Raw genomic sequence first — 19,314 nt, forward strand, 5'->3', positions numbered from 1 at the left:
TTCTTTTCTAGGGGCCTTATGGGGCCCCTTTTGAGGTAGTTATGCGTGTACTTCGGCCTTTTCTATTAGCACTTTTGCTCGTATCTCCGTTCACTCAAGCTTTTGAATTGCTTCCAATGGTGTCGTTCTTCTCCGACCATGGTGCGAAAAGTGAACAATTCTTCCAAATCAACAATACCACGGGTCTTCCGCTTCCTCTTGAAATCTCAGTGAAGGAAAGAAGCATTGTGGGTGATGAAGAAGAAACTCTGAAAGACACGGATGACTTCTTCATTTTCCCGCCACAAGCATTGATCCCGCCGGGCAAAACCCAAATGGTGAAGGTGAAGTATTTAGGTGCTCCATTAACGTCTGCGAAATCTTATCGTGTGGTCTTCAGCCAGCTGCCAATTAAAGACGAAGAGAAGCACAGTAGCATCAAAATGCTGTTCCAAATCGGTGCCCTTGTCTTCGTGTCACCAGACAATGCCATCGCAACGTTGGATGCTTCTGTTTCGACAAAGGGTAAAAATGCGCCAGAGCTGACGCTGAAAAACGTAGGCACAGGTGTGGCTGTGATCCCGGATTTCGATTTGAATGCGAAAACCAACAAGGGCAACCATGTCTGGCACTGGGATCAGATTAAACAGCTATTCAATCGCCAGTTTCTTGTGCCGGGCGAGTCCGCAACAGTATCTGTGAAGAGTCTTCTGCCAGCAGGCGAAACCCTTTCTAATGTGACAGTGAAGGGCGAACAATGAACATGGGCAGACGGCTGAGTGCCGTTTGCATCTTAATGCTGGCTTCCTCTTCTGCGTGGGCGATGACCTTCACGGTGCCACTCAACATGGACGGAAGGGAGCTTGGCATGCTGCCTGTTTCCTTGTCTGGAATGGATGTGGAGGCGGTATCTGAAAGTGATTTGAAAACCATTCTTGGTCATCGTGTGGCGGAGGAAATTTGGTTAGCTCTATCGTCAGAACAAAAAACGTCTGAAAACCAAAACAGAAGCGATGGTATGGTGTCACTGAAAGCGTTAGAAGCGCAGGGCATCACACTGACTTTCGATCCATCGACGCTAACAATGGCAGCGAAAATTTCAACCGATGCTTTTGGTCAGGCGAATGTGGATTTTGGCGAAGGTTTTGCCCCGTTTGTCCCCTCTGAAAGTAGCGAGTTTAGCTGGCTGAACAGCCTCAACTTTTCCCATCAAGAAAGCTGGCAAGATTCCTCCAACGCAAGTTACACCTCGTTTGATTGGTTAGCTCAGTTCAATGTCGGTGGCGCAACGGGCATCAACGTTGATGCTGCAAACTACCTCGAGATCTCCGATGGCGATACGCAAGTGCTGCGCGGCGAATGGACAGCCTTCTATGACAACCCTAATGCGCCTTATCGTTTCTCGATGGGTGATGTGGAGTCCGGTGTTTCGGGCTACCTTTCCAATATCAGCATGGGCGGCTTTTCGATTGAAAGCGATTATGCCGAGCTGCAACCTCAGCGCATGGTCGGCCCGGGCAGTAACCAAGAGCTGATCTTAAAAGAGAGTGCCGAGGTAGAGATTGAGGTCAATGGGCAAGTGATCTTCAGTGGTCGCCAAGAAGCCGGACGCTTTAATTTGATGAACTTGCCTATGGTCAATGGTGCCAATGACATCACAGTTCATGTGACCTATCTTTCCGGCAAACAAGATACCTTTGTTTTTACCCAGTTTTATAACAGCAATCTGTTAGACAAAGGCATGGTGAATTATGCCTTTAGTGCGGGTGTGCCGTCCGTGTTTGCTGACGCGGGGATTGACTACAGCAACACCTGGGCAATGACCGGTTTTGTTGAATACGGTGTGTCATCAAGCGTGACCGTGGGAGCAAATGGGCTGGCGGCAAAATACGGCAACCTAGCGGGAGGGCTGGCAACGGTCGGCACGGATTGGGGTAATATCTCCAGCCGCGTTTCGCTGAGTGAATACGACCATGGCGATGTGGGCAATGTGTTGTCAGTTGGCTTTGAAAGTGCGGTCATCGGCGCGTCTGAAAGCCAAACGCCAAACCTTCGTTTGAGTGCCGAGTTTGCCAGTGATTACATTTCTTCTCCTTGGGAAGCCGATGCGATCGCCGTGTCTTATAACCGTTACCTTGGCAACTACATGTGGTCGATCAGCGACCAATGGAGTGCGACATTCTCCGCCTCGTACTTTGACGATAACAGCCAAAATCCGCAGGTAAGCACTACCTCCATGCTGAACTGGAAAAACAGTGACATCACGGTGGGGGCGGGGCTCACACATACTGACGCCAGTGAACAAGAAGCTGACGAAACACGCTACTTCCTCACCTTGGATTGGCGATGGAATCATAAAAAATACGGGTACTCCGTCGGGGCAAGTTACAACACCCTGAATAACCAATCTCGCGTTGATATTAGCCGAGCGAACAGCGATCGCGTGGGTGGTGTCGGCTACCGTGGCATGGTCGAGCATGATGACAACCGAGATCGCGAAAATGCCTTGTTAAGTTACACCGCTAACCGCGTTAAATGGGAAGGTGAAGTAGAGCGCTCGCAACTTAAATCCAGCACATCGGGTGCCAGCTACTCTGCGACAATTCGCGGTAATACCGCAATAGGTTACGCCAATGGTGAACTTGGTTGGGGACGCGCGCAAGCTGGCCCGTTTGTGGTGGCTAAGGTTCACCCGACGCTTGGCGAACACGAAGCGCACTTCGGCGTGGCGCAGGATGGCTCTTACAAAGCAGCCGCCACGGCCGACATCGGTGGCTTGCTGCCGCTGGATGTGCCTTATGCCGTGAACAGCTTTAACGTCAGCGTGCCGGATGCACCCGTGGGGTACGATTGGGGTCAGAGCTTATACAGCATCTCCCCAGGCGCGGCGACAGGCCACACCTTAATGGTAGGGTCAAATGCATCCTATACCGCAAGAGGGGTGTTGTTAGACCAAACGGGCGCGCCGATATCTTACTTGCAAGGCGATTTGACTAACGGCAAATCACATACCCCGTTTTTCACCAACAAAGGGGGCAGATTCTACGTTCAAGGCGTAGGGCCGGGCACCTACGAGCTGACTGTCGGCGGAAAAGATTTTACGCCGCTGTCTGTCGTCATTGAAAAAACGGATCAACGGCTCATTGAGCTGGGTACGCTACATGTGAAACGTGAAGAGGAGAACCGAGTTGACCATCCGTAATCGATTAATCGCGCTCTTTGCATGGGGACTGATAGCAACAACCTTGTCACCTGCTGCGTTTGCTCTGCCAGAAGACAGTACCTGTGAAGGTAATTGGTACATGGACATTAAAACCTCGTCGGCAGAAGAGGGGCAAAAAGGGTGGCAGGGAGCATGGGTGCCCGCAACTGTGTATCTTGACCGCGAGCTGGCAAGTTGCACCCGCAAGATCATTATTCAGCAGCCACAAGGTGGACGGCCTTATCTGTCAGGACAGGTTTCTAACCATGACTATGAGCTGAAAAATGCCTCTCGTCAGGATTTGCCAGTGTTTGGCGACGATAAGTATGTACTGACGGTAAATGGTAAAACCGTGGTGAACTTTTGGGTCTACTTGCCCGGTGCCAAAGACTTTTCGCCGGGAAACTACAGCAGCACGCTGGAATTTAGCCTTAAAGATGTCAAGAACGAAACTACCTCTTCACAGGTGTATTCGTTTAGCTATCAGGTAAAACCGTATGTACGCGCCAAATTGTCGAACACCAATGACAGTTGGATAAAGCCGACGGGCATGTCAGTGAAATTGCAGCTGGGCGACTTAACCCAACGTAACCGCCGCGACTTGCCTGTGTATGTCGAGAGTAATGGCTTTGTCAGTATGGCGTTTTCTTCCCAAAACAAAGGGAAGCTGGTGAATGTTACCAACAAGCAAAACACCGTGCCGTACTCCTTGATGTATGGTGGACAGAAAATCAATCTGGCCGATGATGTGGTGATCGACGTGGGGCAACGCCCTTACCATGGCAGAAAACTGCCTTTGGCATTTGAAAATAAGGCCGAGCCGTTTGCGCGTGCAGGACAATATGAAGACGTGGTGACCATCAGCGTGTTTGCACGCTAGGGTTGAAGCTTAAAGCAGCATGTTAACGTAATAAAAATTTAGGGGCTTTCTTGCGCGAATTAACCTCACCGCGTGAGTTAGCCCCTTTGTTTATGTTGTCTGGTGATTAGTTGCTCGGTGATTAGTTATCGCGTCGATTTGATTGTGAGGTACTGCGCCACACCCCCAAAATATCTGATTAAAGACAGATGCCATACGAGGCGGCGACTACACTCACCGCACTGCTATTTCGCAAGGTGCTTGGTTTATGTTTGCCTTTCAATCTGACCGCTTTTCTCAAACGCGGAATCCGTCGGAGCCTGATGCGTCTTTGCTGATAAAGCCTCGGCACGCCCCTTTGCGTCATCACTCCTTCCTTCAGCGAAAATTGATGCTCGGTGCGCCTGACAGCGCATTGGAACAAGATGCTGATCGCCAAGCTGATAATGTTATGGCGATGCCTAAAGGCCTTGGAACGCCGCGCTGCTCATGCAGTGCAAGCAGGCCGTCATCATCTTCAAATAATGTACAAAGAAAGCCGACGCAATCATCCCATCATACTGATGGAGAGCCAGCACCTGAGAGTGTTGAGCGCGTGGTCAACACGCCTGGTCAACCGATCCCCGATGAGACAAGAACCTTTATGGAAGAGAGGTTCGGACAGGACTTTGGGCATGTAAGAATACACCGAGGTGTGGAAGCGGCTTCGTCAGCACGCGACATTCAGGCCAAGGCGTACACGGTTGCGAACAACATTGTGTTTGGTGAAAACCAGTACTCGAATTCAACGCAAGGTCGTCGATTACTGGCGCATGAGCTGGGTCATGTCATTCAGCAACAACGCGGTACGCCGCTTGTGCAACGCGTTACCGATGAACAGCTTTGGGCGCAACATGAGCAAAGAGAGCAGGTAGAAACGGGCCCAATGACAGTCACTGCCGTGGATGACAGACAAGATACATCCATGCCGTGGTATTTTCCGCCTCGCTACGCGGGACCCATTACGGGTGCACTGCGAGGGGATGTACCCATGACGAACGTAACATCGTTAGTGGATAATGTGATTGCCCATGTGGGTGAACGGGAAATTCAACGTTTAAACATCGCCGATCATGGTAACCCGGATGGGATGGAGTTTGGTAATGACTGGCTGACCACTAACACAGTGTCGTCATTCACCGGAGAGCTCAGCCGCTTGCGTCCCCACTTTACCTCAAATGCCATTGTGCACATTGAAGGCTGTAAGTCGGGACAAAACCAGACACTCGTCTGCGCGCTTGCGGCTGCATTTGGTGTCCCTGTTTATGCGGGAACGGGGTTTCAACACGGTATTTTCCGATTTAATACCGGCGATTATGTGCGGTGCAGTCCTGCGGGTGAGTACGAGGTTGGTGTGGGGCGACCTTGAGCGAAAAGCGATTAATTTAAGCCAAACTCGGTAATGAATTTGGTTTCAAGATAGAGGTCGGTAGATTGCTTTGACCAGCCGGGGTTTTGTCGAAACCAGCTCTCCAGTATCGGCATCACCTGTGTTTCTGTCATACCCGCATGAACTTCTGACGAGTAGAGTAGCCTTAGCAAAGTAATATCGAGCGGCGTCATCAAGGCATTTTTGGAGGCGTCGTTAAAAATCGATGGAAACACCTTATCCGAATCATTGGGTAACCCCATTACCTGCGTCAATTCCTCAACCACACACGCAAATAGCTTACCGCGCTCACGCGCCAGATCGACGGGAATGACAATCAGTGCTTTGCGGATTTCCGTCTTTTGGCTCACCGAAAAATGCGCCATACAGATTGAACCCCGGAACGGGAACGAGTCTTGGGTAGGCCACAACTCTCGCGTTTCATCCTGCCAGCGACTTTGGCGGGTGAACACCATTCGAATATTCGCCTCTTGCACTGAATCCACCACTTGAATGTCATGGCCAGTTACTCGCGCCAAATCATTCAGCTGAATATTGGCCAGCATGGTATGCAGTGCCTCATCGCCTACACGGTGGTCGAGAAATACGCGGATGGGTTGCTGCCATTTGCGGATAGGGTGGTTGTGGTTGTCATATTCATTGCTAAGGGCGATCAGTTTGAATGCCCTTTTTACATGAGCAGGGTCATTCCATGCAGCCAGTGAAGGAGTCGAAAGTAAGGATAGGATCAGTCCCCAGAAAAGGTGTCGCATTTGGCTCTCCATTGCCCAGTATTTTAATTCGCTATCACCAACCTACAGCAAAGTATGACAACCCCTTGGTCAGGTTTCCATTCAATAAAGGGAAAATCCAGCGTAGTGCCAGCAAAAGCGTATTCGAGATTCAGCAATAATCGCTCATCGACGGCATCAGGGCGATCTTTTAGGGCGCGGATAGAAAAGTTGTGACCGCATCAGCAAATCTTATGTATGGCATGAAATATTACGTCGCGCAGGCCGATAAGACTCTGTTTTCGTGATGGTCTTTGACCTTTTTGTTGTTCTACCGAGTATTACTGAATGAATAAAACCATTAAAAGCAGACTTATCCTGTCAATTGGTCTGATCGTTGCTGTTGTCAGTGCGGTTCAGGCTTGGATTTCTATCTCCACTCTTCGCAATACCACCCATTCCGCGATAGAAAGCCAAATGCGAGAAACCAGCGTCGCGACATCAAATTACATCAACAGTTGGTTATCTGTCCGCGCGGACATGCTTGAGGCAAACCTTAACCTGATTCAGCAAGGCGGCAATATTGACCGAGAAATGCTGATCACCAAGCAAGCGGGCGATTTTCTGTCAGTTTATGCCGGGTTTGATGACGGCACGATTGCTTGGGGCGATAAGACCGAAAGCTGGCCAGCCGATTATGATCCGCGCACCCGCCCTTGGTACCGTGATGCCATTCAAGCTCAAAAGCAGGTTATCACCGACCCTTATCAAGACTTTGATGGCAGCATGGTGATTAGCATTGCGCAGCCATTTAATGGTGAACGCAACGGCGTGATTGCACTTGATGTGCAGGTGACTGACATTGTTCGCCAGATCGTAAACATCAGTAAGGATGACAACGGCTTTGCCGCGTTGCTCGACAGCAACCACCATATTGTGGCGTTTAACGATGACAGTTTGGTGGGCAAAACCTCAGGCGCGATAGACCGCGCGCTTTCTCTTGATAACGTCAAAGCGGCGCAAGGTAACAGCAGCCTTCAAACGTTTGTCTCTCATGCAGACGGTAAAGAGAAACTGCTGTACGTCTCATCAATTCAAGGTACTGACTGGGTGCTGGTATTGGTGGAAGATGCCGATACGGCAACCGCAGTGGTATCAGAGGCTATCTTCTATACGTTGCTGGCGTCTTTGCTCTTGTTTGTGCTGATTGCGACATTGGCAGCGTGGAATATCAGCCGCCAGCTTCGACCTTTGTCTTTATTAAATAAAGCCGTGAGCGAACTGACGAGTGGTCATGGCGATTTAACGCACCGTTTGGCGATTGACCGCAACGACGAAATTGGTGAGCTGGCAGATAACGTAAACCGTTTTCTGGGGCAGCTTCAAACCATCATCAAAGACGTGTCAGTGTCTTCTGTTTCACTCAGCCAATCAGCGTCTATTTCTCGAGAGCTTGCCAGTGGCGCGACGGGAGTGTTGCGCGATCAGCACAACAGCATTGATCAGGTTGCGACCGCCATTCATGAGATGTCTGCAACCGCAAGTGAAGTGGCAAACAATGCCGAGCTGACCGCGAACGCAGCGCAAGGTGCTGAGTCTTCTTGTATGGAAGGGTTGGATGTGATTTGCAAAAACCGCATTAGCATTGATGCGCTGTGCAGCCAGATTGAAACGGCCGCGAGCGTGATTGAGCAATTAGATGCGAATGCACAAGGTATTACCCAAATCATTGCCACTATTGAAGGTATTGCTGAGCAAACCAACCTGTTGGCATTAAATGCGGCGATTGAAGCGGCGCGAGCGGGCGCACAAGGTCGCGGGTTTGCTGTAGTCGCAGACGAAGTTCGAGTGCTCAGTAAACGCACCCAAGATTCCACCGAAGAAATTCGTCATATGATTGAAAGCTTGCAGGAGAATACCCAAAAAGCGGTGAGCAACATGCGTTCAAGCTCCGATCGCGCGATATCAACAGTGCAATATGCGGAAGAAGCGTCAGCGAAGCTGGGAGAAATTACCCAAGCCATCAGCGAAATTTCTCAAATGGCATTTCAGATCGCCAGTGCTGCCGAAGAGCAACGCGCGGTGACAGATGACATCAGCCGTAATACGCAGGCCATCAAAGAAGTGTCAGACAAAGTGGCAGAGCAGGCGGCACGCAGCCGAGATACGTCAGTTGAGATTGAATCGACCGCGGCACACGTGAATACAACCGTTAGCCAATTTAAGGTGTAGACACTCAGCAAAACGCAGCGAAATGGCTGTCGCCTTTAAACCTTGCTAATGAAAACGCCAAGCAATGTGCTTGGCGTTGTTGATTGAGGCTCTGAACTTACACCAGATAGAGTTAGAAACAAAAAGTACAAAGGGTAAGAGAGACTGGCATCAATTTGATAAGCCTAAATAAAAAGCAAAGTGGCTCTATTGAACACGTCGCTATTGTTCAATGAGATCCAGCCAATCCCAAAAGGCGGATTTGACATAAAGTGGGTCCGAGTGCAGCAGCACCGCTTTATGCGGGCTTAGGTAGGGGTGACTATACGGGTAGCTTTTCTCTGGAATATAGCTAAAGGTAGGCAGCCCTAGGTATGCAGCTAAGTGTTTGATCCCTGTGTCCATGCCTACAAAAAAGCAGCATTGGTTGAACAAATCGGGAAGCTCTTCGAGACCTGATTCAATGAAGTTAAGTTCATGCTTAGATTGCATTAATTGTGTCTTAATCTTCTGATCTAACGCAGAGTTACTCGTTGGAATGACGATTTCTTTGTCCGGGAATCTGTTCGCGACTGAATCCACTAATTCCAAAAAGTGCTTTACTGACGGCATGTGGTCTTCTGAGGATGATGCCATCGACATCGCAATAAATGGTCGAGAGTTCAGGACGCTACTTTCTAGCGTAGGCGGAAGGTACTGAGCGACAGACGGCAAATCATGATCTGCTCCAAACGCGCACCAAATATCATTGAGGTCAGAGTTTAAGCAGCTTGTGCTGGTTAAATCATCTGGCCATGAAATAGTGTCAATTTTAGAAGAGAAGTACTGGTATTTTGCTCGCGTAAGTACTTTGTGGGAGTGAATCACTTTTCCGGTTCGTCTTACCGGCGAAAACTCGATGATGTAGTCAGGGTTTATTTCACTGATTTTTTTAAAAAAGCTAATGATGCCTTTGAAGCTACGGTAGTCAGCTCCAAACGTCATGACGTCACTAGAAAGTGATTTTTTGAACAAACTAGCATGGCGTGGGGCGACACCAAAGTGAATCTCTGAGAAATTACCTAGTTCTTTTAAGTACTTAATGGCACTCAGACTGATAATACAATCGCCCATACCTCGATTATTTAATACAACAATCTTACTATTGTTTTTTATCTGCATATTACTTTTTAGATTGAGTCTCTACTAAGTAGAAACTCCAATGAAATTAAAGGCCTGCTAGGACCGATCAAACGTCTCATACGGCTAAATTGCCTGCAATGAAAGCTTCTACTCGACCCCATAGCACGTAGTGAATGCTATGGAGGGAGTATAATGGAGGAGCGTCCAGTCGCCAGATATTGACGTGCTTTCAGTGCATCTGTGCGTCAAAAATTCAGGACAAAAAACGAACTGTATAGTTAAAAACTAAAAGGATGACAACGCACTGGGTTACCGCCTGTGTCAGAGGGTTGGCAGAGCGAGTTGATGCTAAGCGTAGTCATTTAACTGGCTGAATAATATCAAAAATACCGTTTGTGGTCTTGTGAATATGCCACATGCCTCTTGCGCGAATTATTTCTACTTTTGAATACTTCGTCAACCTATTTTCGGTCGCCTGATTTGGCCCTGTTTTCACAGAACTCAACGGTCAGAAAAGCACGCTTTAAACTTCTATTTATCTTTATAAAATCAATTAAATACGCTTTCTGTGTGGTTGTGTCTATCGGTGTTTTTGTTCGCCTTAAGCTGGGTGCCCAATAAACGCGCTATAGGGCGAAAGAGGCTTTTTACTGGCAGCTTCTTATTTGCAAAGGCCAGTTAATCACCCAACGCCTTTGTCGGGTGATTTTTGGTTTTAAGCCGTTGTCTCGTTCAACGTTCTCTCTCTGCCTTGCTCGTATGCGTTATCGACAAAGCGGTAGAAGCGAGATGGGTTGAAAATGGCGAGAACCGCTGCGCCGAACCCTGCTACTTGATAGAACAACAGTACGTGAGAGAGCACGGTGAGTAGCCCCAAGACAATTGCGCGCCAAACATTGATGTCGTAATCCAACAGCACCTCGGAGATGAACGGAATGCTGTAGTATTTCACCAGAGAAATGAAGGCCATCGAGGCGGCAAAAAAGTAGTAGAGCATGGCAAAGAAACTGGCCGTACGCAGGCTAAAACGTGCTGTGAGCAGTTGCAATACCCGATACAACAGATACACCCCAATCCACGCGAGAAACAGCGGATAGAGCTTCAAAATAGGCATGAAGAGGTAGTCGAGACCAAGGCGGTTTCCGACGAGCATTGTCAGTCTGAGCGCCATTTGAATGATGGATTCACCAAGGACGACGAAGAAAAGGCCCACGCCAACAAGTAAATATAGATAAATCATGGTTTAGACCTCTTTACCTACGTGTTCCAATGACGTGATCCACGTGCGGTGCAACGCGTTGAAGTACTTCGACGCCTGATTGATATTTCTTAGTTCTGTATAAGCACTCTTGTGTTTGCTGCCATTACCAAACAGCACAATTTCCACCCACGCTTTATTACTGCCGGTGTTAAATATCTGATTGAGGGCATCGTCAATGTCGGCCAGCGCGGCATAAACCGGATTGCTCGCGTCGTCTAGCACCGCTTCAATATCAGCGACGTACTTTTTGTATTTGTCACTTTGCTTTATCGCCGTTGGAATGCGATAGCGGTACATGGTTTTGTTTTGATATGTGTAGGCTTCTTTTTTCAGCTTGGGCTTTAGATATCTCACCAGTGCGATGAAAGAAGAAAGGGCGGTGTAGTCAGCCTCCACACGCGCCATCATGGCTTCCTTTCGCGTTTGCCATGGAAAGAAAGAGACGGTTTCATCCCAGTCGATGCGAACCATGGCATGCTTTTGTATATCGCTTACTGCATGCGGCAAGCTCATGCGCGTAGCAGGCTCATTCAATCCGCGCTGTCGATAATAGTTCGAATCAAACACCAGTTGCTGCAGGTAAGCCTCTTCTACCTGTTGGATCAGAGCCGACGTCATCACGCGTTTGTCGATAACCGCATAAAAAGGCAGAGACTCACCCTCAGTGATTACTTGGGTATCCAGACTCCAATAAGGTTTCGGAACGCCTTTGTATTCGTAGTAAGTGGTAAAGCCACTGAAAATCAACGCCAGACAACAGCCAATAAAAATCATTGTTCTCATCAGTAAACTCTCCGTAGTTCCAGTGCTTTGCTTGGCTTTTGATAATCTTTTAGAAAACGCTGGTAAGGTCGCTTGTCCACGTAGTCATGCTTAAATTGCGTTAGGCGGCCATCTGTCACCCATCGATGGTTTCTAAACTCATTGATTTCGTAGTAGTACGCTGGACGCAGTAGATGGTTGCTGTAGAAATCATCGAGCGTGTTCAGGTATTTCTGCGTCGCGTTCGCACGATCGCGATAATCAACGTGTGCTTTGCCATGCTGTAACAACAAGTTGTTCGCGTTAAGCCCCTGCCTTGTTACGCCTTGTTTAATTGAATAAACCGTCTTTTCAGGTGACAACATAAATGGCCGTAAATAAGGGGAAACATAAGGGGCAAGGCGTTTGATGCGCGCAATATTCTGAGGTGCGCCTTTCGAATTCTGGCTGGTGCGCAACAGCAGATCGAGTGCCTGCTTGTCGACGCGAAGTTGCCACGCTTGTACGTCAAACCCGTCGACAACGACCCCTTCATTCAGCCAGTGAAAGTAGTTGTGCATAAAGGCTTTGTGACGGAACTGCTCGGTATGAGAAAGCTGTGACCACTTAGCCATGTTTGGTTTTAAAACGAGAGCTTTACGGGTATCTGTAAATCGCCAACGGGCGAGCTCTTCTTCTGCGTGATGTAGCCGCTGATTGTGCGAGTAATTTGCGTGCATATTCCAAAGCCGCTCGCCCAAATCCTCGAACATGTGAAGTGTTTGAGAGCCTTTTATCCAAAGCGGATACAGATAAGGGTTATCGCGAATCTCCTGAGGTGCTTTGTGATAAAGGAACCCTCCGGCACGAATGGACATGACTGAATCGTAACGTTGCGAAAACGAAGATAATAAACGGGCGGTGTTTTCCTTGTAGGCATCGTTGGCAAACAGAGAGACAAGAATGAAAAAAGCCAACCCGATAGCGGTAAATACAAGGGCGAAAACACCTCGATAACGACGAGAAACAACCACAAAACTTCCCTTCAATTGAAGCAGTTAAAAGAGTTAACACCGGAACGAAAGAGTCCCTATAAAAAAGAGGGCTAATCTAACGCAATTAACGGCGTGAAGCATCGTCATTTTGGTGTTTTTTTGAGTGCTAAACACGAAGGGTGGAAGGCCGAGTGTAAGGCGTTTTCGTTTGCCTCAAATCGGGTGTTCAATGTGGTATCAAGGTAAGCCTCGGGAGGCGTTATTTTCCGTTTCTTACTTGAAAAGAAGAGTTAATCACCCAACGGCTTCGTCGGGTGATTTATAATTCAGGGAAACAGACGTTTTTCGGTGCTCACTCCGCAATACGTGCGCGAAGCGTTAAGTAGGTGTCACTCGTTCTGTCGCTTTCTTGGCAGACGCTAAGCAAATCATCAATGAAGTGGTGAAGGGCACGCTTCTCAATCTGCTTTACTTTCTCTTGCTGCGCATTCGTGAGCATGTGGTACATGCTGGCTGCCCCGAAATCGCCGAAAATGATATTGGCGTTGTCATCAAACAGGGTGTTGTGTGCGTAAAGATCGCCGTGACAGACGTGATTGTCGTGCAAGTGATTAAACACACTTTCCATCTGGCTGACGATTTTTGCGATATCAGCAATGCCTAAACGAAACTCAGCAGGAAAGGTATCTCGCGTGCAGCTTTCAAGGCTCGGTGGTAAGCCAAGGTTTTTAAAATGCGCCGGGATCAAATTCATGATAAGTGCAAGGTAGCCGTCTTCATTCACTTGCCCAAGCGACTGCACCAAATTCGGGTGGTTTCCGGTTTTCAAACAGGCTTCAAGCTCATCTTTAGGATACCCATCACTGGTGATGTCGCCTTTAAATACTTTTACTGCAATGTCTTCTGGAAAGCCAGGTTGTGGCTGATTCCAGCGCGCTTGAGAGATCACGCCCGACGCACCTTGCCCCAACCGTGTGGTTAGCGTGTAGTCCGACGATTGAAGAGTTGGCACCGTGTCAATATGCAGTGATGATTCGCTAAACGGGTTACCAGAAAAAGCGAGCCATGCCAGCTTCGGTAACGCGAGAAGGTGGTCAGGGCATGCAGTCAGTTGGTTGGCGGAAATACGCACCAGTTCCAAGTTCTCTAACTTTGCCATGGAGGCAGGCAACGCCGCAATGCGGTTGCCCGCCAGCGCGAGCTTTTGCAGGCGAGGGCGTTCGCCTAGGCTATCTGGCAAGGTTTCAATCTGGTTGTTGGTTAAAATCAGCCAACGCAGTTTTTGTGGCAATGCACCTTCTGGAACGTGAACAATCTGGTTTGACTTAAACCCCACCATTTCAAGGTTCGGGCAAGCACCTAATACTTCGGGCACCTCGGTAAACAAGTTGTCGGATGCAAAGAAAATTCGGAGCTTCTGGAACTGGCCAAACGTCTCGGGCAGTTCAGAGAGCTGATTGCCTGAAAGGTCGAGCACTTCCAAAGTGTCCTTCAGTTCAAACAGCTCTGGCGGGAAAACGGTGAGGTTTTCGGAAAGCTTAACGTGTTTGGCTCCGGCCAGTTCGCCAGATTTGAGTTGAGAGAGGGTATTCAAGGTGTATTTCCAGCATAGCGGTGGTCATTTCGGTGCAAGTGTATCGAAAATCGAGGGTAATAGCATTGTTGAGGACGAGGGAGGTGGGGATGTATAGGGTGGTTGTTTTTGTATCACATACAACTCAGGAGTTGCTCGAGGTCTGTAGTGACGAATAATGATGAAATCGCCGCGTTGCTGATAGAGCAACATAAAACGCTGGGGATTGAGCAAGAAGACACATATCACGTTGACCACTGCGTACCTGTCGAACAATGACAGATGAACTTAGTCCCTACCTCAAGCAAAGAGAGCGTCGAAAACTCAATTGAGTCTCTGCCAAGCAGCGGCTAAAAAATACAATGCCGCAAACAATTGAGTTCAAAAAACTGGAATGGGATGACGAGCAAGATAGAACCGGCTTTTTCGCAGAAGTATCACTCTCTTTGCCTAATGTGCAAGCCAACGATGAGACGTTTGAAGTGGTATTTATTAGGCTATGCAGTTGCAAGTGGCTGGCGTTAAAAGTCTATTGCTGTTGACAAATGGAACAATTTGTAATTAATATTTTTGTTAATGTCAGCACCAATAATGGTTTCTGGCTAACACCGCACTTTTAGTAGTGTGTATTTAACAGAACGACGCAACCAAAAATCAGAGCGACACCATCGTGTAGTCGTAGATTTGTGTAATGCTGTCGAAAAGTAAGGTGTTTCTACAATGAACGATCCAGTCTATGAAATAGAAGTATTTCTTCGTGATGTTTACCAATATGACCTAAAAGTATTGGGACTTCACTCCTATGATAAAGACCTTGATGTTGAGGTCTTCAATACGCCGTTTGATTTACGTCTGCCTGTCAAATTTAGATTTTCGGGAACAGTTCAGCTTCTCTGTGTCTGTGAGTTTTTTTTCTTAATCCTAACATTTAGCTCTTCAGGTTTGCTAATGGATAAGGCGTCTGGTTTTTTAGACGCTGAACTTGTTTTGGTCAGATTTGGTTATGAAATGCCTATTGGAGGTATGTATGAGTAAAATTAATATTGCAGATATTGAAGACCAATTTATCAATGGTAAAGATACTAATCTTTTGGGATTTCATCCTATTCCCCTAGGGGATATCGAGGTGGATTTTTCCGACTTGTCACAAGAGGGTGTTACTGATTTCAAGAAAATGATTGTAAACATTATAGTTGGTTCTAAGGAACTAAGGCCTTCAACCAAACCAGACCCCATTGCTGCAATGCTGATGAATGTGGATCGGTCTATGAACGATCCGCGTGTTAATGCGGAAGAATATGCACGCTTTGAAGCTACAAGAGTTGCTGATAAGTGGCGGGGAAATCGTATTGGTGAACTTAACGAACTTATTTGCTGTTTACAGCCAAATATGAAGAAGTCAGACTCAGGTCGTTTGGATATACAAGTTTTGGATGGCTGCAATAAAGTTATTGCAATTGCTGAGGTAAAGAATCGGTTCAACACAATGAATGCTGCTAGTGCTATTCGTACTCGGAAAACCATGGAAACCGTAGTGTTGGATAAAACCTCAAGTTATTATGGCTGTGATGCGATCCTAGTTGAGCGTATTCCAAAAAAGAATGGTGAAATTACCGACTTTAATCCTTCAGATCCTTCGAGAGGACAAAAAGGCAGTGAAACTAATAAAATTAGACGAATGGGTCTGCATCAGTTTTTATCAGTGTATGGTGAAGCGAAGCACGTTTATGCCAAAGCAGTAGTTTTAATGGCATTCACTTTGCGTGAGCAAGGAGTTTTACCTAATGACTATGACCTAAGATTTATTTTTAATTTAATGCATGAATCATTGTCTTAAGAGCTTAAAGGCCTACAAAATTGTAGGCCTTACTATTAGCGTGATTCGATGTCATTAAGTAGTCGAACGAGTGAATGGCCAAGGGCTCTTGCCATGTTTACTGGAACAGCATTCCCAATCTGCTTATAAGCAGCATTCTTTGAACCTTGAAACTCCCAGTTGTCTGGGAATGTCTGGATACGCGCATACTCTCGAACTTGTAATGGTCGGGTTTCTATCGGGTGACATCGCTCGGTTTGTTTCTGTGCTGGTGATGTTGTAAGGGTCAAACTCGGCTCATCCAGCGATAAACGACGAGCTATTCCAGTTTTTCCTCCGCCCAGGAAATAGCTTTTTTGCATGTACTCACGTTGTAAATCGTCAGGTAAATCTCGCCAATACCCGCCTTGTGGGACGTGCTTCATGATTTCGCGTTTACGCGGCGGATATTCTTGTCCTAGTGATGTTGGAACATCGGTGTCGTAAAGCTCCCCAGCATAAAAGGCGTCGCGTAATGTCATTACATTACGGTAAGGTGATGGCCAGTGAAATGTCACATCTTTAGCAATGTCTTTTCGAATGCCAACTAGGATAAGCCGTTCACGCTTTTGTGGCACCTTATAAAAGATGGCTTTCATCACTCGGGGCTCAACCAGCTCGTACCCCAATTCATCAATGATTCCTTTGATCGTATCAAGGGTTCTACCATCATCATGAGTGAGTAGCGCGCGGACGTTTTCAGCTAAGAATACTTTCGGTTTCAGCTCCTTGATTGCTCGCGCCATTTCATAGAAAAGAGTGCCACGAGTATCTTCGAAACCTAAGCTTTTTCCAGCATAGGAAAATGCCTGACAAGGAAAACCACCAGTTAAGATATCTACCTCATCTTTAACTTGAGTAAAGTCAATCTTGGCTATATCACCTTCAATAACATTCCAATTCTCGCGGTTTTTTCGCAGGGTTGCACAGGCATGCTTATCCATCTCATTGAGGAGAATGGCTTTCAGCCCCGCAGCTTCCATGCCTAAAGCCAACCCGCCGCCGCCGGCGAAGAGTTCTATCAATTTATAGGTTCGGTTGGGCTTGGTGGAGTGCTCTTCATCCCACTTGGAGGTGAGCATAGTTTGAACTTCTGGGTGATGCTCTACTTGATCTAGAGGTATTTTTCCTGACTCTTCACAGATTGAAATTTCACCACGTTTAATACGAGATTCCATCGTCGCTTTAGACTGGGACAGAATGTCAGCTAGCACTTCAACACTGTATTTTATCTTCAATTTTTCTGACTGGACATCAAACATATGACGCTTCCATAATCTATTAATTAACACTGTTTAAGTATACAGTGTTTGTATGTTAAGGTCCACTATTTTACCTGTTTTTTTTACTTCTACATCATTCCGTTCATGTCAATTTTAAAAGGCTAATTATAACAACTAGATATAGAGCGATGCTATCGAGCTTAATCATCCATATTGGCATTATTGTTTGGGATGTTGTACGCCATGTCTCTTTTCCGGATGTGAGTAGAGAAAGCTTAGTGATAGAAAGGTTTAGGATGAAGAGATGCGACCGTGATGAGCTGGTTATTTGGTATAGGAGTTTGTGATGGCCTTGGATTGTAAGACAGCCTCAATAATATCATTATGGGTTTTGAAGATTACAAATTTTATCAACGCATAGAAACCCGCTTCACCATCTTCAACGAATTCTCAAAAATCGCATCAGCAATATGCGCTGGAAACACTTCTGGAAGTTGCTGTTTCACATGCTCGATTGCCGCGGGGAGTTGATGGGCAAACTCATCTAAAATATCTTCCATTCTTTGGGTACTAAAGCCGACCTCTTTGGCGGTGGCTAAAAAATGGCGAGCGAAAATCTTGTCGAGTTTGTACTTCCTCCCCTTGTTGGCTTTCAGCCCCATCGCTAATTTGAGTGAGCGAAGGTGCAGCCCTTTACCACCCATGATGGGGTAAGCAGAAAGAATGTCGTAGAAGGGGGTAAGTTGATAGCTGCCGCCAGCCCCGAGGAAAATCGAGAAGTTTTTCGCATGCCCATCCGTTGCACCGATAATCCATTGGAATACCTGAAAACGCATGAAGGCATCGCGATCTTCTAGGGCATTACTGGAGCCTAGAATCAACTTCATAATGTCTTTAATCCCTATACCACCGTCGCTTTCATATTTGATGGCTGAAGGTTTACCAAAGGCTTGGCACATGTCTTCTTGTGGCAAGCGCAGAATCCATGAGTTGTCTTTTGACCAGCGTCTATCAAAGCGCTCAACGGCAAGGGCTTTGATGCCGTTACAGTGGATGATTTCTGCGTTAGGCACATTAAGGCCGAGTGCTTTGGCAAGTAGCAGGCAGAGATATTCATTTTCGACGCTGTCGCTCATATCAAGCGTGGCTGCGGGCTGCTTTATCTCTCCAATGGGCAGCTTGATAATATGCGTCGTCGGTGTGGAGCCTTTAGGTATGCACCAATTGTTTCCGACTTTTAGAAGCGCGGTTTTTTCTTGCGCGCCAGCGACAGATATACGGAAATCATCTTCATCATTGAGCATGCCTAAAGGGATGTTGGTTTTGTAGGCACTGAGGACTTTTTCCAAGCGCTCATCGGTGAGAATGTCATAATCGAGTTGCTTGAATGATGGGCTGTCTTCACTGGGCTTGTAGAGCGCAATGGCACCAACGCTGTCTTTACCTACCTGTTTCAATAGGTCGAACGCTTGACGTGATTCTGCTTGGTATCTTGCTACGATACGATCTCGAATCTCACTGAGATCGGGTAGCAAGTTATCGAAATAGTTGATGACGTGGCTGGATGCGTGCTTTTTATATTGAAGCGGTAAGGAAAGTGACAGTGGCCTGCCTATTGGGCTTTCAATCCATCGTGCATCGTATTGGAATTCATGTGCGCCGTTCGCGAGCTTGATGAATTCACCGATGCGTTCCCCATTCATGTAAGCCACCAAGGTTTCCATTACCACACCTCTTCATCGGTTTTTGCTGAGGGAACTTTGTCTTCCGAGAGTATGTCCATTCTCACGCCAAGTGCTTGGATGATTTTAAACACGGTTTTCAGTTGGGTGGTGTCGGGGTTATTCTCAAAGTTGGACAGCGTCGCTTGTTTTAAGCCAACACGCTGAGCAAGCTCTGCTTGAGTGAGTTTATGCTTAGTGCGAAGCAGTTTTAAATGGTTTGCTAATTGTTGCGGACTATAAATCATGGCAACCACTCCTTTCACTTAAATATCCCTTTTAAGGGATATTCTTTAGGTTATCCCCTCTACGTTATATATAAAGATATATCCCTTGTAGGGGATATGCAATGTCCTATCCCTTAGTGCGGATATTTCTTACCGATAAGTGTGAGGCAATAACCAAAAGTAGCGAGATTCAGGACAGGACAGAA

16 protein-coding genes are annotated in these 19,314 nt (G+C 47.1%); 7 read left to right on the forward strand and 9 right to left on the reverse strand.

Features of this window, described 5'->3' with window-relative positions; genetic code table 11:
- Positions 1 to 41: 41 nt before the first annotated feature.
- The 4 genes from LRP49_RS23320 (at position 42) to LRP49_RS23335 (ending at position 5,448) form a co-directional block, all read left to right on the forward strand.
- Complete coding sequence (locus LRP49_RS23320) at positions 42 to 740, forward strand: fimbria/pilus periplasmic chaperone (protein ID WP_274145818.1); 699 nt, start codon at positions 42 to 44, stop codon at positions 738 to 740.
- Complete coding sequence (locus tag LRP49_RS23325) at positions 737 to 3,181, forward strand: fimbria/pilus outer membrane usher protein (RefSeq protein WP_274145820.1); 2,445 nt, start codon at positions 737 to 739, stop codon at positions 3,179 to 3,181. Before LRP49_RS23320 ends, LRP49_RS23325 begins: the two co-directional genes overlap by 4 nt.
- On the forward strand, positions 3,168 to 4,061 hold the full coding sequence (locus LRP49_RS23330) for a hypothetical protein (protein ID WP_274145822.1): 894 nt from the start codon (positions 3,168 to 3,170) through the stop codon (positions 4,059 to 4,061). The genes LRP49_RS23325 and LRP49_RS23330 overlap by 14 nt, the downstream gene beginning before the upstream one ends.
- A 247-nt stretch (positions 4,062 to 4,308) precedes the next feature.
- Positions 4,309 to 5,448: an eCIS core domain-containing protein gene (locus tag LRP49_RS23335; RefSeq protein ID WP_274145824.1), complete on the forward strand. Its 1,140-nt coding sequence runs from the start codon at positions 4,309 to 4,311 to the stop codon at positions 5,446 to 5,448.
- 11 nt (positions 5,449 to 5,459) lie between these two features.
- On the opposite strand, the gene LRP49_RS23340 is transcribed toward LRP49_RS23335, so the two are convergent.
- A complete protein-coding gene (locus LRP49_RS23340; protein WP_274145826.1) occupies positions 5,460 to 6,221 on the reverse strand; it encodes a DUF2927 domain-containing protein in 762 nt (253 codons plus the stop codon).
- Positions 6,222 to 6,527: 306 nt separating this feature from the next.
- On the opposite strand from LRP49_RS23340, the gene LRP49_RS23345 reads away from it, so the two are divergent.
- Positions 6,528 to 8,411 carry a methyl-accepting chemotaxis protein gene (locus LRP49_RS23345; RefSeq protein WP_274145827.1) on the forward strand — a complete coding sequence of 628 codons (1,884 nt, stop codon included), beginning with the start codon at positions 6,528 to 6,530 and terminating at the stop codon, positions 8,409 to 8,411.
- A gap of 201 nt (positions 8,412 to 8,612) precedes the next feature.
- On the opposite strand, the gene LRP49_RS23350 is transcribed toward LRP49_RS23345, so the two are convergent.
- The 5 genes from LRP49_RS23350 to LRP49_RS23370 all read right to left on the reverse strand — a co-directional run bounded on the left by LRP49_RS23350 (position 8,613) and on the right by LRP49_RS23370 (position 14,103).
- Positions 8,613 to 9,503, reverse strand: a complete 891-nt coding sequence (locus tag LRP49_RS23350) for a glycosyltransferase family 9 protein (protein ID WP_274145829.1) — start codon at positions 9,501 to 9,503, stop codon at positions 8,613 to 8,615.
- 724 nt (positions 9,504 to 10,227) lie between these two features.
- Positions 10,228 to 10,752 carry a hypothetical protein gene (locus LRP49_RS23355; protein ID WP_274145831.1) on the reverse strand — a complete coding sequence of 175 codons (525 nt, stop codon included), beginning with the start codon at positions 10,750 to 10,752 and terminating at the stop codon, positions 10,228 to 10,230.
- 3 nt (positions 10,753 to 10,755) lie between these two features.
- On the reverse strand, positions 10,756 to 11,556 hold the full coding sequence (locus LRP49_RS23360; protein ID WP_274145833.1) for a hypothetical protein: 801 nt from the start codon (positions 11,554 to 11,556) through the stop codon (positions 10,756 to 10,758).
- Positions 11,556 to 12,548: a hypothetical protein gene (locus LRP49_RS23365; protein WP_274145835.1), complete on the reverse strand. Its 993-nt coding sequence runs from the start codon at positions 12,546 to 12,548 to the stop codon at positions 11,556 to 11,558. Before LRP49_RS23365 ends, LRP49_RS23360 begins: the two co-directional genes overlap by 1 nt.
- 313 nt (positions 12,549 to 12,861) lie before the next feature.
- The gene (locus LRP49_RS23370; RefSeq protein ID WP_274145836.1) at positions 12,862 to 14,103 is read right to left on the reverse strand and encodes a leucine-rich repeat-containing protein kinase family protein; all 1,242 of its coding nucleotides are present in this window, start codon (positions 14,101 to 14,103) and stop codon (positions 12,862 to 12,864) included.
- 699 nt (positions 14,104 to 14,802) lie between these two features.
- On the opposite strand from LRP49_RS23370, the gene LRP49_RS23375 reads away from it, so the two are divergent.
- Entirely contained in the window at positions 14,803 to 15,117 is a 315-nt protein-coding gene (locus LRP49_RS23375) for a hypothetical protein (RefSeq protein ID WP_274145838.1), read from the forward strand.
- Complete coding sequence (locus LRP49_RS23380) at positions 15,110 to 15,919, forward strand: Eco47II family restriction endonuclease (RefSeq protein WP_274145839.1); 810 nt, start codon at positions 15,110 to 15,112, stop codon at positions 15,917 to 15,919. Before LRP49_RS23375 ends, LRP49_RS23380 begins: the two co-directional genes overlap by 8 nt.
- A gap of 35 nt (positions 15,920 to 15,954) precedes the next feature.
- Here LRP49_RS23380 and LRP49_RS23385 read toward each other — a convergent pair whose 3' ends face one another.
- The 3 genes from LRP49_RS23385 to hipB all read right to left on the reverse strand — a co-directional run bounded on the left by LRP49_RS23385 (position 15,955) and on the right by hipB (position 19,129).
- On the reverse strand, positions 15,955 to 17,199 hold the full coding sequence (locus LRP49_RS23385) for a DNA cytosine methyltransferase (protein ID WP_274145841.1): 1,245 nt from the start codon (positions 17,197 to 17,199) through the stop codon (positions 15,955 to 15,957).
- A 371-nt stretch (positions 17,200 to 17,570) separates the two neighbouring features.
- Positions 17,571 to 18,884 (reverse strand): type II toxin-antitoxin system HipA family toxin, encoded by a 1,314-nt coding sequence (locus LRP49_RS23390; RefSeq protein ID WP_274145843.1) that lies wholly within the window; start codon positions 18,882 to 18,884, stop codon positions 17,571 to 17,573.
- Positions 18,884 to 19,129, reverse strand: a complete 246-nt coding sequence (gene hipB / locus LRP49_RS23395) for a type II toxin-antitoxin system antitoxin HipB (RefSeq protein WP_274145845.1) — start codon at positions 19,127 to 19,129, stop codon at positions 18,884 to 18,886. Before hipB ends, LRP49_RS23390 begins: the two co-directional genes overlap by 1 nt.
- Positions 19,130 to 19,314: the final 185 nt, after the last annotated feature.

It is taken from the genome of Enterovibrio qingdaonensis (assembly GCF_028683135.1).
Classification (GTDB): domain Bacteria; phylum Pseudomonadota; class Gammaproteobacteria; order Enterobacterales; family Vibrionaceae; genus Enterovibrio; species Enterovibrio qingdaonensis.

Coding starts and splice junctions, on each gene's coding strand:
- LRP49_RS23355 (WP_274145831.1), bottom strand. CDS start 10,752: ATGATTTATCTATATTTACTTGTTGGCGTGGGCCTTTTCTTCGTCGTC.
- LRP49_RS23385 (WP_274145841.1), bottom strand. CDS start 17,199: ATGTTTGATGTCCAGTCAGAAAAATTGAAGATAAAATACAGTGTTGAA.
- LRP49_RS23390 (WP_274145843.1), bottom strand. CDS start 18,884: ATGGAAACCTTGGTGGCTTACATGAATGGGGAACGCATCGGTGAATTC.
- LRP49_RS23380 (WP_274145839.1), top strand. CDS start 15,110: ATGAGTAAAATTAATATTGCAGATATTGAAGACCAATTTATCAATGGT.
- LRP49_RS23340 (WP_274145826.1), bottom strand. CDS start 6,221: ATGCGACACCTTTTCTGGGGACTGATCCTATCCTTACTTTCGACTCCT.
- LRP49_RS23345 (WP_274145827.1), top strand. CDS start 6,528: ATGAATAAAACCATTAAAAGCAGACTTATCCTGTCAATTGGTCTGATC.
- LRP49_RS23360 (WP_274145833.1), bottom strand. CDS start 11,556: ATGAGAACAATGATTTTTATTGGCTGTTGTCTGGCGTTGATTTTCAGT.
- LRP49_RS23375 (WP_274145838.1), top strand. CDS start 14,803: ATGAACGATCCAGTCTATGAAATAGAAGTATTTCTTCGTGATGTTTAC.
- LRP49_RS23350 (WP_274145829.1), bottom strand. CDS start 9,503: ATGGGCGATTGTATTATCAGTCTGAGTGCCATTAAGTACTTAAAAGAA.
- LRP49_RS23335 (WP_274145824.1), top strand. CDS start 4,309: ATGTTTGCCTTTCAATCTGACCGCTTTTCTCAAACGCGGAATCCGTCG.
- LRP49_RS23325 (WP_274145820.1), top strand. CDS start 737: ATGAACATGGGCAGACGGCTGAGTGCCGTTTGCATCTTAATGCTGGCT.
- hipB (WP_274145845.1), bottom strand. CDS start 19,129: ATGATTTATAGTCCGCAACAATTAGCAAACCATTTAAAACTGCTTCGC.
- LRP49_RS23320 (WP_274145818.1), top strand. CDS start 42: ATGCGTGTACTTCGGCCTTTTCTATTAGCACTTTTGCTCGTATCTCCG.